Consider the following 14,190-nt stretch of genomic DNA (forward strand, 5'->3'; position numbering starts at 1 on the left):
AATCAATGCTAATTCAGAATCTTTAATTCCAATTATTAGTTTTTGGTTTTGCAATATTCACTTTCATTTCACGGTTTAATATATTTTTTCCGTTTAAATCGCTAATTGCTTTATCCGCTTCATTGCGGTCTTTCATTTCGATAAAACCAAAACCTTTTGACCCGCCAGTATACTGGTCAGTGATGATTTTAGCAGAAGAAACTGCACCATGAACTGAAAAAAGTTCGTTTAATTTAGTTTCCGTCATTTCGTATGATAGGTTTCCTACATAGATGTTTGTTGACATGTGATGTCCTTATTAGTTTAATTTGACTCTGAAATTTAATGGATTAAAAACGACTTTCCGGTAAGGAATTTAGGTAAAAACAACAACGAAAATGCAGGGGAAAACTAATAAAAGAAATCAGAATGCAAGAAAGTGAGGACTACTAGTGGTTAAAAAAACGATAATATTTTGAATCTATTGCCAATATATATATGGCATGAATTTATAGCAAACGATTTAATACTATTTTTCATTTAACGTATGTTTTTTGAACCTTTACCTTTTCATAAATGATACCAAAAAACTAAGATTCTTAATTTTAATGGATTAAAAAAATGCATTTATTCTAAGGATTTAAACTGCGTTCAACCGGAAAACGAATCTTTAATTCAAAATATACTTCTGAAATACTTATGTCAAAAGTTCCATTCAATTGTTCCAACCTTTGTTGGATGCTTTTTAATTCAATTTCACCTGGCGATGGAATATTTGGTTTTCTGAACATATTTTTTTGATTAATGGTAAAAAAACCGTTCACGTAATCAAATAACCAAACAGATTCACCCAAACCATACTTTATATCATTTGTACAAACTTCATATAACATATAAAATATATTTAAAAAATAACTTTGATTTTTTCCGATAATCTTTGTTTGATTAAAGTATTCTATTACTTTTTCAGAAGTTGAAAATTCAAACTCTCTTCCTACATCAGAATACCTCCTTAACAAAGTTAAATGTAATCCGGTGATAAAATTTTCAAAAATTAAATTCATATCTTCAATGTAAAGAAGTTGGTTTCTAAGAGATTGGATGATAGAATTAACTTTCTGGTAGATGTATTCCAAATTCAAGAAGTCACTCGAAGTATCAATAGGTTTGGGCATATTTCTTTCCAAATATACCTTCAAATCTGTTAAATTAGCACCAAGTTGATCATGCACCATCAATTGCATTTCAGTTCTTTGTTTGGACAAAGCTAAGATAGATTCTTCATGAAGTAACATTTCAATGTTGGCTCTCGATTCAATTACAAATGCAAAATATTTACTTAAAGATACAGTTTGAAAAATAACGTATAATAAATATCCTATAATTAGATATAAACCTCCTTGGATTCCATAATAGTTGAGTGAAATTGCCAAAAAACAAAACACAGCAAGCGATACTAATGCAATTGCCATAAAGTATAATCCCTGTGCTTCTTTTTTATGTTTGATTAATAAGAATAGGGAAAAAAATAAAAACAAAATAAGGCATACAACGAGATAAATAAAGTTCAGATAATGTTGGATAGTGGAAGGAGTAAGTGGAGTAAATAATGCAATCAAAGCACCCATATAAAAAGTATAACGAATCATTTTATATTGATTCGATCTAAACATTTCTTTCAAAAACAAAACAGAAAACAAAAACGTTATTACATTTATATAATGCAATAATATGGACTGCAGATTGAAACTGAATATTGGGAAAAAATATTCATATAATTTTGAATTTAAAAAAGGAATGCGAACTAAAAATGTCAAACAGACAATCGCAAAATAGAGAAATGCTTTTTGTTTACGGTTGTGCAAATAAAAAAACATATGATAGAGGGCAGAACCAAAGATAAGTCCAAAAACAAATATTTCTACCATCAAACTTTTACTTTTAAATAAACTCATTTTTGAAGGTGAAGATATTATAAATTCACTTCTCGGACCACCATGATAAAAATCTTTATTCGCAATTTGAAGCACAATATCTAATTCTTGTTTGTTAGTTTTGATATCTATTGTTGAGTTTGTTCTATCTGGCCGTACTTTCTCTATAGAAGCTGAGACAACTCCCTTTTCTTGCATCAACTCTCCATTGATAAATAATTTGGATGCGGTATATAGGTGAGAAAAATAAAGGACCAAATGGATTGGCCTTTCACTAATTTGTATTTTTATTTTTTTATGATAGGTTGCAAAACCTTGCGCTGGGAATTCATTTTTAGATGTGGTTAAATTTGTCCATGGTCGAAAATCAACCAGGGGAACCTTACTAATACTTTTATGAGTTTGTAATGCAACTGGATCTAACAATTCTTTCCAATAAAATTTCCAGCCATATGAGATGTTGATAGGTTCCGAGTTTTCCCAATCTATTTGCGATAAATCTACATAAAACTGGTTTTGTTCAAGCTGGTTTAAACTTTTGTAACAGTTTAATTGAAAAAGTATATAGAAAATTACTAAAACAACATTAGAAATAAATTTCATTATAAGATCGAATATTCTTGAACTCTTAGGGCTAATTCAGATCGATTATGAACTTGTAGTTTTCGGTAAATTGATTTTACATATCCTTGAACTGTATGTTCACTTAAATCCAAAAACTTTGATACGAGTGGAATTGTTTTCCCCTTTACTAATAATTCAAGGATTTGTTTTTCTCGATCAGTAAGATACACCTTGGGTTTATCAACTGGACTTCTAAAACTAGAAAATACTCGAAGTGCAATCGTCGGTGTGATATAGGCACCCCCATCCAAAATTACATCAATTATACTTTTAATCTGACCTAATTCTGATTTCAAAAGATATCCAAGGGCACCATTTTTAATGGAGTTAAAAATCATTTCATCGGAATTCATATTCGTCAACATGATAACTTTGATATTATCAATTTTTTCTGATAATATTTTTACTACTTCGATTCCGTTGATCCCTGGTAACATGATATCCAAAAACAGAATATCAATATTTTTGTGTTGAGGATCTCGTAATAACATTTCTCCTGTTTTCCAAGAAAGAATTTCGGCAACATTCTCCAATTCTGAGATTCTTGTTTTAAGCTCTTCTAGAAAAAACTCATCATTCTCAAGTATACCAATTCGAATGGAAGGACTATTCTTTACGTTATTATTTTTAAGCGACATGTTCTCTTGTTCCTGCGATGGTCTCATAAAATTTCCAAAAATTCTCGTTAGGTGTTCTAAGGTCTTCTGAAAGGGAAAATTCTTTTTTTAGTCCTAACACATAGTACATTTCGACTTCACCTTTATTTTTTGCATTTACTTTCCCTCTGTAATCACATTCAAATACTTCTCTAATCATATCATAAGTAGTTCCACTGATATTGATTTTTCCTGGAGTTCCGGAAGATTCCATTCTTGAGGCCGTATTTACAGTATCTCCCCAAACATCATAAGCAAATTTCTTTTCGCCAATCACTCCTGCCACAAGAGGTCCTGAATGAATTCCTAATCTGAGTTCCCAAAAAGGTAACCCTTGGTCAGCTTTAATTTGTTTCATTATATTCATGAAGGCTTGAATCTCTAAAGCTGCAAGAATAGAATCTATAGCATGCGTTTGGTTTCGCTTTGGAATTCCACCTGCACACATATAACTATCTCCGATGGTTTTTAATTTTTCTAATTTATATCTCTCTGTAATTTTGTCAAATTGGACAAAACATGCATCCAAATCACGAATCAGCTCTTGCGGCGATAAAACTTCTGCAATTTGAGTGAATCCTTTGAAATCTGTGAACATTACACTTACATTTTCATATAAAATTGGTTCTGTAGCCCCCTTTTCTTTCAATTCTTGAGCGATATCAACTGGTAAGATATTGAGTAGGAGTTTTTCGTTTTTGTTTCTTTCTTCTTCTGCAATATTTCTAGAAATTTCCAATTCCTTAAAGAGAGTTGAACTATAGATTATTCCGGCAAGTTGATCCGCTAAAATCGATAACTTAGAAATATCTTCTTCACTTAAATCTAACTTACTTTCCGAATTTGATAAATCTAGAATACCGATTACCTCCCCATTTAGTATCATAGGTATAAAGATAAAGGATCGTATTTTACATACATCTTGAACCCACTTATCATCGTCAGATAACCATCTTTCAAAACTTCCATTACGATCTGGTATATAAATAGGTTTTTTTCTGCGTAGCGATAATTCGTGAGCACCTTTCCCTCCTTTTATCGGTATACGCATATCATAGATGCGTTTCTTTTGAAATTCTGTAACAGATTCTGGAATGTCCATATCGATAAATCTTAAATATTTTTTTTCGCTGTCTGCAACTAGCAACGAATAGTACATTATATTAAAATTTTCTTTTACATATGTTTGTACTTTCTTCATAATCAAATGGATATCCATTGTTTCATTTAAATTTTTGATCAGATCATTGAGAGCAAGAATATCCTTTTTTTGTTTTTCAGTTTCTTTTAACAAATGTACTCTTTGAATGACTCCTGATACTTGTGCACATAAATGTTCAATAGATCTAGCATTCGATTTTGTTAAATCCAAACGTTTGTAGAAGTTGGAAAACATTATGAGCCCAATCGTTTCGTTGTTTAATACTAAAGGAACATGCAAAAAGGAATTTGCTTTTACTCCTTCACTAATTCGTCGATCAATATCAAACCCAAATTTTTTGACATGAGGAAGAAACATACTTTTTTTACGTTTCCATACTAGATAAGGAACCCCGCCTGTCTGATTCATAGGAATTCGCAAGTTATTCACAAATTCCCTTTGTTCTTTTGTCGCTTCAACAAAAGTTTCTGCATGTACGCTCTTGATTTCTTCTTTGTTTTCATCCAATAAAAATAACCAAGTTGCAAGTATTCCATATTTTTGATTTACATAATTTGCAATAGCGCTAATGATTTTTGCTAATTCAGATTCTGAGTTGATTAAACTGGTAAAATGGTTAAAAGCTTCGATTTCTTTTTTTGCATCCTCTGATTGGATGAGAGCTTGGTCAGTATTTATTTTCTCTTGCGCTAATGCTAATATGGTTTGATCCAACTTCACTGCGGTGGATCGTAAAAAAACAAACGAAACTAGATAAAATGCAAGGGCAATCGGTGATGCAACAATCAAGGCATGATAAATTGCAACACTAACTGGGTACACATTCATCAAATTCAAAACATAGAACGACATTGAAATGGGTACAAAAAAGAGAATCATAAGTGATACTCGATTCCCTATCAATGTAGCTTGTCCTGAAGTAGGTATAGCACCCATTTTAAGAATAAAAATAGAAATCAAAAGAGCAGGAATGAACTGTAATTCACCGAATGTATAGAGTGGTAATCCCATTGTTGCAGGCAAATTTAACAATATAAGAAAATCTCCAAAAATTAAGGAGGTTACAATTACACTCGCCAACCTGTTGTTAGTTTCATTACGTAATTTAATCCAGTCTTTTAGAAATACACCCATACCGAAAATTCCCAAAAAACCAAAAAAATTAAGCCCAATTCCTCCTGCAGAAATTCGTCCGAAAGAATATTCGTAAAACCCGCTAAAAAAATAAGGAGTCCATAACACAACAGATAGAACAAAGGAACAAAAGTCGATCCACCGAACAAATTTAGGAGAATTTTTACCAAATATCGCATAACAAAAACGTATATGAATCCCAGGTGTAAAAACAAATAAGGTATAAAAAATTTGTTCAATCCTTCTTGCGACAATTAATGGCATTTCAAATTTGAAAATCACCATAATGATAGCAAACGTTCCTGCCATAAAAAATGAAATAGAAGCCAACATATTTAATTTTCTATCTGGATTACTACCGGCAATATAAATCGCTAATGCAAAGACAAAAACACTAGAGAATAGTGGTACTAAAAAATAAGGTCGTTCATATGCTGTTAGTTGAATATTAGGGTGGAGGTAAAACGAAACGATAAAAGCAATGACCAGTAAAATCGTAGTGATAAATCCTGATAAAAAATAGAATAACCCCCTTTGTTTGAATAGTAAATCATTTAAATTCAGGAAATCTGACCGAAAAATTCCATAACCTAGAATCGATAATGGTATAAATGAAAAACTACTTAATGGAAATACTGGATAACCAACTAAACTTAAAAAATTAGTAATCAAAAGAATACTGCATATATGAAGACCCCAAAAGATCAATTTCTTTGCTTCAAAATCTTTCTTGAACCGAACTCGGTAATGAAAGGAAGCCGGAGTATATAAAAATAGATAATTAAAAAAAGTTACCACCCCCCAAATTTTTAAAGGAAACTTTGCAATTGGATATTTACCAAAGGAATAAGAAAAATAACTACCTGTAAAATCATAATGATTTATAAGTCCATAATACCCGAATATAAGAGTTAACATTGTGAGTATACCGGAGAAGATTAAAAACTTATAACGTTCGTTAGTTAAGTAATATGTCAAAAATGATGCAGAAGGAGCCATTAATATAACTCCAAAGTATCCGATCCTGTTCCAATATAATATCGTAGATTGATCTTCAATTAAACTTCGGATTGATGATACGAAACCCAGAGAGGCAATGGAAAAACAAAAACAAATAAAACTAAATAAAATCTTACGGTTTTCTGATCTTTTCGTCGCAATGATTCCAAGTGTTGTTAGTGCCAAACCAACAAAGATGGTTAAAAAGTTTGGAATGGCCCAAGGAAGTTTGTGCCAAAAGTATTCAATCGCTGATGGATGGATTGAAAGTTCGGGGATTGGTAACATGGATTCCTCAATTTCATTTCAGATTTCTTCGCATAAAAGTTCTACTTATGCATAGAATTCGTTAGAGCCTTCCTGTTAATCTCATTTTGGAAATAATTATTTCACTTGATTCACCCCCCTGTTTAGGGGGTTTTTGAAATATTTGAATTCAATCTGAATTTGAAAATTTAAAGATAAGAAACTGATTGCCTTGGTTTTACCAATTTGGCTATAATAGATATAATTTTTATGTCAAAAACAATATACATTAAGTTTCTTTTGCTATTAATTTTTTTTTCTTATTTCACATTTTGTTCAAAGAATTACAATCCTATCCAGATTGAGCCAACAAAAGAAATCATTGAAATCGCAAAAAATCGAACTGTCACTTTGCATTATCACATCAGTGATTATGCAAAAGGCACAGGATTGCTATTAGATGACAAAGGGCATGTGTTAACTTCGAGACATGTCATTCTTGGATGGGAAGATAGAGTTCGAATTTCACAAGATTCAAAAACTTTTTTTGATGCGAAGGTAATCATTGAAGAACCCAAACTTGATTTGGTCATTTTAAAAACAGAACTAAAACGGAAACTACCAAAATTAGAATTTATTGACAGAAATGATTTAGAAAACAACGAACCAGTTTTTTTATTCGGTTCAGCGTGGGGATTAGCAAATTCATTTCTAAAAGGATATATTTCAAATACTGATAGATCAGGTGTTGATTTAAATCTTAAATTGGTTCCGCTCATCCAAACAATCGGAACTTCCTATCCAGGATGTTCGGGTGCTGGCGTTTATTTATATGATGGTAAACTCATCGGTATCAATAGGGCCACGATTGGTAGTGAACCTGGAAACTCAATTGGACTAGTCATTCCTTCAGGATATGTAAAAACATTTCTCAATCTTTCGAAGATAGAAATTTAATTGTCATATTTTAGGAGGAAAAAAGTTTGAATTTTCTCCGAGATATGAATCATAGCCTGCAATGTACGGAAGATCCTTCGCATAATTGTTGTATAGTTCTTTCACGGATACATTAACGGGAACTGTCTCTGTTCCTGGCAATGTAAGTGGTGGAAATGTGAATGTTAGCCGATCCTTCAATAAAGATAAGTTTACATATGATGTAGATTGCAAAATTGACATCACAAATGGAACAGGAAATTGTAACGTCACCATAAAATAAACGTTATCTCATTGAGCGAAAATGAACGATTGGGAGATTCTCTCCCAATCGTAGTCCAGAGACTTTTTTCAGTTGATCTTCTATCAATTTATTCTTTTGCATTTCTTCTACATAAGAACCCAAGTGTGGATTTCGTTTTTGAGGTTTTTGAAACTACGTGAAAAGAAACTACGTTTGCAAATTTTATCATGCACTCACGTTTTGATTCGATGAAGATAAGATTACGTTCTTCGTCCGTATACACCTATATCTCCTTTCAAAAACAGATACGATTCAGATACAATATCAGTTCCCATTGTCAGCGAGAGTGAATCCTTCGTTGATTTGGAAAAATCATAAATAATTCGAATTGACATTTTTTTGCCTTAGTTTATTTATAACAAACGTGCGAAATAAATCCATTTCATAGCCGTTTTTTGCGCTCGAGTGAACTCGGACCAATAGAAACGGCGGGAGACAATTATGTTTCTAACAGATCGAACCGGCATCCAAAAAGAGAACTTAAATCTACTGACAGGGGCAAATGAAGGCAATCAACGAGTCAAAATCAACGGAGTTGAGTTATATGCCAAGGCAGATGAAAACATACTCAGTGCTGCGATCCGGCAAGGATTTGATTTTCCCCATAGCTGCCGCGTAGGAGGTTGTGCAACCTGCAAATGCCAATTAGTTGCAGGAAAAGTTAAAGAACTGACCGAAACCGGGTATATTCTTTCCGATGAAGAATTGGACGAAGGGTATATCCTTGCGTGCCAAAGTATTCCAAAAACGGATGTTGAGATTCGTGTAACTGGTAAAGAAACAATCACAGGGAAAATAACGAATCAAAAAAATTTAACACATGATATATGTGAAATCACTATTCAATTAGAGAGACCACTGACCTACATCGCAGGACAATATGTTTCTCTTACGATTGAAGGATTAAACGTAGAAAGAAATTATTCCATTGCAAACCCTCCTAACCAAAAGGGAATAGTTACATTCATCATACGTAAAGTTCCCGATGGAAAATTGTCGAATTATATTTTTGATTACAATCTCGCTGGCAAATCGATAAAATTAAAAGGAGCATTTGGAGATTTTTATTTAAGAGATAGTAAAAGACCAATTCTCATGATAGCTGGAGGTAGCGGACTTGCACCAATACTTGCCATATTAAAACAAGGAATCTTAGCTCGTACCAAACGACCGCTGACCTTACTCTTTGGAGCTAAAACCAAAGAAGATTTATATAAACTTAAGGAAATTCAAAAGATTGGGAAGGAGTGGAAAGGTAAATTTACATTCATTCCGATCCTTTCTGATGAACCCAAAAAAAGTTCTTGGAAAGGACAAAGAGGTTATGTTACCAATTTAATCAAAGAACACATAAACAATACAACAGAAGCTTATTTATGCGGACCTCCTCCCATGGTGGACACAGCAAAAAAAGAACTTGTCCAATGTGGAATTTCCAAACGTTCAATTTATGCCGATCGATTTACAACAATTGATCATAGTTTGAGTTTAAATATTGATGATCAAAACTCAAGATCCGCAGCAAAAATTTTCGATTACTTAAAATTCTTTTTATTCCATGCAGTAGCAATCTCTTCGATGATAAGTTTGTTACTAGGTGGAAGTTACACTACATTTGGTTTTTTTTCACTCTTATTTTTTTATATCATAGGAGATGCGTTTTCTGGGGATGATAAGGATACTCCAAACTACACAAAACCAGAAGTACTAACACTTCAACTTTGGATGGCTTTGCCTATCTTATGTTTGATCTTTTTTTGTTCCGTATGGACAGTCAGTCCAACTGATACTTTTGGTTTTGGGTCTTGGTTAACTCAAACTTTTGGATTTGATTTCAATTTAGCAAAGGAAAACACTTCCTCCATTGTTCATGTTTATGCTATCTTCTTAACTGGCTTAATGATCGGACTCGTTGGAACTATTACTGCCCATGAATTAACACACCGGACTTGGGACGCCATATCAATGTTCATTGGTCGTTGGTTGTTAGCATTTAGTTTTGATACAATTTTCTCTATCGAACATGTGTATGGTCACCATCGTTATGTATCCACAACTGAAGATCCTGCAACAGCACCACGTGGAAGAAATGTATACTATCATATCTTGGCTTCAACAATTAAAGGGAACATTAGTGCTTGGAAAATCGAAGTGAAACGTTTGAAAAGAAAAAACGTATCTATCTTTTCCTACCATAACGCTTTCATTCGTGGACATTTAATGAGTGTTTGTTTAGTATTACTATCATATCTAATTGGAGGCATTCCTGGAATGTTATTTTTTATAACATCTGGTTTATTTGGAAAAAGCCTACTTGAAATTGTTAATTATATGGAGCATTACGGGATGGTTCGTATGCCAGAAGAACCTGTGCAACCTAGACATTCTTGGAATACAAATAAACGAATTAGTTCTTGGACTATGTTCAATTTAACGCGACACTCACACCACCACGCTCAAGGGGAAGTGCCATACCAAAATCTGAGACCCTATCCCAATGCTCCAATGATGATTAGTGGTTATCTGACAACAATTGTGATCGCTCTGATCCCTCCTTTATGGCATCATCTAATGACGCCGAAAGTACTTGAATGGGATCGAAAATTTGCAAGCCAAGAAGAACTCGAACTTGCCAGAATTGCAAATGAAAACAGTGGTATTGCGAAATTCAAATCAACTAATACAAACTAATTATTTGTTTGAGTCCATCGAACAAATCGACCCAAGAAGTTTTTTCTTCTACGTTTGATTTCAAAAATAGGATTCCGACAAAAAATGCTAAGAATGCTTTTCCTCCTTTTCCATTTGAATCTAGAGGAAAAAAACGATTTAATACTGTTTCGAAAGCTAAAAACGAATCATCAACTACTTGGAGTAAATCTTTAGAATTCGAATGATGTCTTTTTACATCAACAGCAAGTAACATTAAATTTAAAAAATGTCCTTCCTTTTGTGTGACAAATTGTAGTATATCATCTAGATTTTTAGTTTCTTCCGATAACTTCACGATTTCCTCTGCATCGGAAGAAACTAAATGTTTCACCATCGAAGCAAACAAAGATTCCTTCGTTGGGAAGTAGTGGTATAATGTGCCTGTTGACACACCCAGTTCTTTGGAAAGTTCTCTCATTGAAACAGAAGCTACCCCTTTTGCCACAAAAATGGGAAGGGATTTAGAAAGTAACTCAATTCGATAAAGATTATGATCCACAATCTTTGGCATATCTACCACCTACTGACAAAAGACTCTTCGTATTTGATTGTTATTTTTTTTCACATGCTGAAAAAACAAAACTTTCAACAAGGATACTATTCACTTTGCTAAAAGAACATCAAGTAAGAATCTTTTTGGTTTCTCTTTAGATTTCAAACACCGAATGGATACAAAATCCAAAACAATTTTGATCTGATTCTATTTAAGTTTTTTCATAAGGGGAAGGTGAATCATAAACTTTGTTAAGTTAATCGTATTGACAACAAGAGTCCATTTAACCGATCAGACTCTTGTTTATAAATAGCATTATTTTGATATAAATAATGTTTCTAAAGGAGAAAATACATCCCGCTTCACACCAATCGGCATATAAAAATCAATTTTATCTACAAAGTTTGCAGATCCACCATACACTTCGATCGCTACAGAAGTTTCTTTCGGTTCACGTAGAAGACTTTCTTGGAATTTTGGATATACTTTGGTAGGAGCTAGAAAATAAGAGAGTACATTTTTGAATGGAAAAGTAGCCGATAAACAATTCATTTTTGGAATTGAAAACGTTACAAATTTACTCTTTACAGACTTCATTTGTGAGTCAGTCAATCCATCCATCCGACACCCTAAAACAGATCTTAATTGTTCGGGTGGTGTATTGGGGTCGTCTAAATACACTGCTAAACTATTACATTCAGTGATTCCAACTGATTCCCAATCTTTTTGGAATTTTTCCCAACTATCTTTTAGATTTTGGTAGGGACCTTTGTGCGGATAGATAAATATTTCTTCAGGTCCAAATGATTCCTGAGTGACTTCCACTTGTTTGAATCCACCCATATAAGCATAAAAGGAAATTCCTACCACGAGAAGGACTCCTATTCCTATTCCAAAACGGAAAAGTAGTTTCATAATTTTCTCCTAATCACCTTCAATTCTAGTGTTACTTCTATCTTGATATAAAATTCGTTCTGACTTTATAAAACCAAAGAATCATTGTCAATAAATTTAGTCACTCGTGAAAGTGTTATGTCTAAGTTTAGAAAGCATTGCTGAAAAAATAGAAGGAACATTGGTATCTTGAAAGTAACTTTCCCTACAGATTTATCTTCCATAGAATCGAGAGTTAAGTCGATCGATCCAATTCAATACGGAAGTTCCCGAAATTATATTGATGGAGCAGTTTCATTGTTATCTCCATATATTTCACGCGGTTTTATTTCCACCAAACAAGTATTTCAATCTGTAGTTTCATTAGGTTTCAAACCTTACCAAATCACTAAGTTTGTGCAGGAATTAACATGGAGAGATTATTTCCAACAAGTTTGGAGAAATAAACGCGAAGGTATTTTTTATGACTTAAAACAACCACAACCAGGTTTTAAACATAAGCAAATTCCGATAGCTATCTTAGAAAAGTCTATTCATACCGGAATTCCAGGAATTGATCATGAATTAATCGATTTTTATGAAACAGGTTATCTCCATAATCATGTCAGAATGTATATCGCTTCCATAGTTTGTAATATTGGTGGTGCCTATTGGGAAAAACCATCGCAATGGATGTATTACCACTTGTTAGATGCCGATGCCGCAAGTAACAATTGCAGCTGGCAATGGATCTCAGGTGCATTTAGCTCAAGGAAATACTTCGCAAATCAAGAGAATATTAATCGATATTTAAAAACAAATGATTTTAATACTTATTTAGATTTCTCTTACGATGAATTGCAAAAGAGAGATATCATTCCTAAAGAATTGGAGTCGCTTATGGACTGGGATCTAACAAATGCATTTCACTCAACTAAAGAATGGTTCAAATCCAAACAAAGGGAATATCAAAAAAATGGAATTTTTGACACTTTCTGCGATACCGAAAATCCATTAAGATTGGATCAACCTTTACCAATTTGTTTGTATGATTTTTATAATTTAGATCCAAACTGGAAACAAGATATTAAGATTCATCGTGTTTTCATGATGCGCCCTCATTTTTTTAAGCAGTTTCCTTCTTCTCATAAAACTTTGGATTTTATACATTCTTTGGCTCTCAATATTCCAAATATCAAATTTTTTTGGGGAGAATGGGATGATTTGTTAGAACAAGTACAATCATTCAGACCAACAATCTATTGGAAAGAACACCCAACAAACAAAGAATATGTGGGAAAAGAAGAACCTAGAGATTGGATTTTTCCGGATGTCCAAGGTTATTACCCTTCTTTTTTTGCTTATTGGAAAAAATGTGAAAAAAAATTGAATCGAATAGGCGAGTTTCAGAATCCTAATCTATTTGATCAATGATGTCTAGTGATTGATTTCAAAATCAAAACTTAGATGATTAACAAAAACTTACAATTGCAAACTAAAAAAGTTAATTAATCCAATTCACTCTGGATTGACTTACTTGCACTTTGTTCAAATTGTAACATTCTTTCTCGGCTGATCCCAATTAAATTATGAGTAAGTACCAATGAATCACCTAAAAAATCAGGTGCTAAACGTATTTCTACGACACGATACCATGTTTCGTTAGGTGGAATACTAAACGCATGATTAACACATAAACACTTGAATTTAAATCCAAAACTATGTTCAACAGGCATGGCTGAATGTGGTGCTGCAAAAAAATAAACAGGATTCTCTGTTGTATTTTTCATTACGAGTAAAAATTGTTTTTTAGAACCAGGTTTCAACACAATTTGAGCATCTGGGATCGGGTCTCCGAAAGGAGCCCGTTTCCCCTCTTGCACAGTACCTGTAGTCCAGAGTGTTAAAGATTGTGCACCACTTGGCTCTCGAATCTCCATTTCCAATGGTAAAGATGTGTATTCCCATTTTACATCAAGTTTCACTTTGTTTGCTGGTTGCGGATTCGTCACCGTTGTTTGGTGATGATCGTGCATTAGTTTATCTTCTTTTTCACTACAGCTCAAAATGAACATACTCAATGCAAAGAAAATTACGCTAACAATCGAATGACGAAATAAACCAATGATCATAAATCT

The 14,190-nt window shown here is 33.1% G+C and carries 12 protein-coding genes; 4 read left to right on the plus strand and 8 right to left on the minus strand.

All coding sequences use genetic code 11. From position 1 onward, the window contains the following. Nucleotides 1-22: 22 nt before the first annotated feature. The 4 genes from EHQ43_RS09780 to EHQ43_RS09795 form a co-directional block, all read right to left on the minus strand. A complete protein-coding gene (locus tag EHQ43_RS09780) occupies nucleotides 23-286 on the minus strand; it encodes an RNA recognition motif domain-containing protein (protein WP_012389738.1) in 264 nt (87 codons plus the stop codon). A gap of 325 nt (nucleotides 287-611) precedes the next feature. Beyond that, nucleotides 612-2,516: a 7TM diverse intracellular signaling domain-containing protein gene (locus tag EHQ43_RS09785; RefSeq protein ID WP_135771060.1), complete on the minus strand. Its 1,905-nt coding sequence runs from the start codon at nucleotides 2,514-2,516 to the stop codon at nucleotides 612-614. Further along, entirely contained in the window at nucleotides 2,516-3,202 is a 687-nt protein-coding gene (locus EHQ43_RS09790; protein ID WP_244242741.1) for a response regulator transcription factor, read from the minus strand. The genes EHQ43_RS09785 and EHQ43_RS09790 overlap by 1 nt, the downstream gene beginning before the upstream one ends. Continuing rightward, a complete protein-coding gene (locus EHQ43_RS09795; RefSeq protein WP_135771061.1) occupies nucleotides 3,165-6,776 on the minus strand; it encodes an adenylate/guanylate cyclase domain-containing protein in 3,612 nt (1,203 codons plus the stop codon). The genes EHQ43_RS09790 and EHQ43_RS09795 overlap by 38 nt, the downstream gene beginning before the upstream one ends. 228 nt (nucleotides 6,777-7,004) lie before the next feature. Between EHQ43_RS09795 and EHQ43_RS09800 the strand changes: the two genes are divergently transcribed. Together EHQ43_RS09800 and EHQ43_RS19565 are read left to right on the plus strand one after the other, a co-directional pair. Continuing rightward, nucleotides 7,005-7,691, plus strand: coding sequence for a S1C family serine protease (locus tag EHQ43_RS09800; protein WP_135771062.1), 687 nt, complete (start codon nucleotides 7,005-7,007; stop codon nucleotides 7,689-7,691). An 85-nt stretch (nucleotides 7,692-7,776) separates the two neighbouring features. After that, complete coding sequence (locus EHQ43_RS19565) at nucleotides 7,777-7,953, plus strand: hypothetical protein (RefSeq protein ID WP_167481776.1); 177 nt, start codon at nucleotides 7,777-7,779, stop codon at nucleotides 7,951-7,953. Between the two features lie 221 nt (nucleotides 7,954-8,174). Here EHQ43_RS19565 and EHQ43_RS19830 read toward each other — a convergent pair whose 3' ends face one another. Continuing rightward, on the minus strand, nucleotides 8,175-8,309 hold the full coding sequence (locus tag EHQ43_RS19830; protein WP_279631082.1) for a hypothetical protein: 135 nt from the start codon (nucleotides 8,307-8,309) through the stop codon (nucleotides 8,175-8,177). A 106-nt stretch (nucleotides 8,310-8,415) separates the two neighbouring features. Between EHQ43_RS19830 and EHQ43_RS09805 the strand changes: the two genes are divergently transcribed. After that, on the plus strand, nucleotides 8,416-10,665 hold the full coding sequence (locus EHQ43_RS09805; protein WP_135771063.1) for a fatty acid desaturase: 2,250 nt from the start codon (nucleotides 8,416-8,418) through the stop codon (nucleotides 10,663-10,665). On the opposite strand, the gene EHQ43_RS09810 is transcribed toward EHQ43_RS09805, so the two are convergent. Beyond that, complete coding sequence (locus EHQ43_RS09810) at nucleotides 10,652-11,197, minus strand: TetR/AcrR family transcriptional regulator (protein WP_135740521.1); 546 nt, start codon at nucleotides 11,195-11,197, stop codon at nucleotides 10,652-10,654. The genes EHQ43_RS09805 and EHQ43_RS09810 overlap by 14 nt on opposite strands. 297 nt (nucleotides 11,198-11,494) lie before the next feature. Next, entirely contained in the window at nucleotides 11,495-12,094 is a 600-nt protein-coding gene (locus EHQ43_RS09815; protein ID WP_135740520.1) for a GyrI-like domain-containing protein, read from the minus strand. Between the two features lie 168 nt (nucleotides 12,095-12,262). Between EHQ43_RS09815 and EHQ43_RS09820 the strand changes: the two genes are divergently transcribed. Then, nucleotides 12,263-13,486, plus strand: coding sequence for an FAD-binding domain-containing protein (locus EHQ43_RS09820; protein ID WP_135771064.1), 1,224 nt, complete (start codon nucleotides 12,263-12,265; stop codon nucleotides 13,484-13,486). Nucleotides 13,487-13,560: 74 nt separating this feature from the next. On the opposite strand, the gene lsa20 is transcribed toward EHQ43_RS09820, so the two are convergent. Then, nucleotides 13,561-14,184 carry an LIC11469 family lipoprotein adhesin Lsa20 gene (gene lsa20 / locus EHQ43_RS09825; RefSeq protein WP_135740518.1) on the minus strand — a complete coding sequence of 208 codons (624 nt, stop codon included), beginning with the start codon at nucleotides 14,182-14,184 and terminating at the stop codon, nucleotides 13,561-13,563. Nucleotides 14,185-14,190 lie beyond the last annotated feature (6 nt).

The organism is Leptospira bouyouniensis, assembly GCF_004769525.1.
Lineage (GTDB): Bacteria > Spirochaetota > Leptospiria > Leptospirales > Leptospiraceae > Leptospira_A > Leptospira_A bouyouniensis.

Coding starts and splice junctions, on each gene's coding strand:
- EHQ43_RS09785 (WP_135771060.1), bottom strand. CDS start 2,516: ATGAAATTTATTTCTAATGTTGTTTTAGTAATTTTCTATATACTTTTT.
- EHQ43_RS09805 (WP_135771063.1), top strand. CDS start 8,416: ATGTTTCTAACAGATCGAACCGGCATCCAAAAAGAGAACTTAAATCTA.
- EHQ43_RS09815 (WP_135740520.1), bottom strand. CDS start 12,094: ATGAAACTACTTTTCCGTTTTGGAATAGGAATAGGAGTCCTTCTCGTG.
- EHQ43_RS09780 (WP_012389738.1), bottom strand. CDS start 286: ATGTCAACAAACATCTATGTAGGAAACCTATCATACGAAATGACGGAA.
- EHQ43_RS09790 (WP_244242741.1), bottom strand. CDS start 3,202: ATGAGACCATCGCAGGAACAAGAGAACATGTCGCTTAAAAATAATAAC.
- lsa20 (WP_135740518.1), bottom strand. CDS start 14,184: ATGATCATTGGTTTATTTCGTCATTCGATTGTTAGCGTAATTTTCTTT.
- EHQ43_RS09810 (WP_135740521.1), bottom strand. CDS start 11,197: ATGCCAAAGATTGTGGATCATAATCTTTATCGAATTGAGTTACTTTCT.
- EHQ43_RS09795 (WP_135771061.1), bottom strand. CDS start 6,776: ATGTTACCAATCCCCGAACTTTCAATCCATCCATCAGCGATTGAATAC.
- EHQ43_RS09800 (WP_135771062.1), top strand. CDS start 7,005: ATGTCAAAAACAATATACATTAAGTTTCTTTTGCTATTAATTTTTTTT.
- EHQ43_RS19830 (WP_279631082.1), bottom strand. CDS start 8,309: ATGTCAATTCGAATTATTTATGATTTTTCCAAATCAACGAAGGATTCA.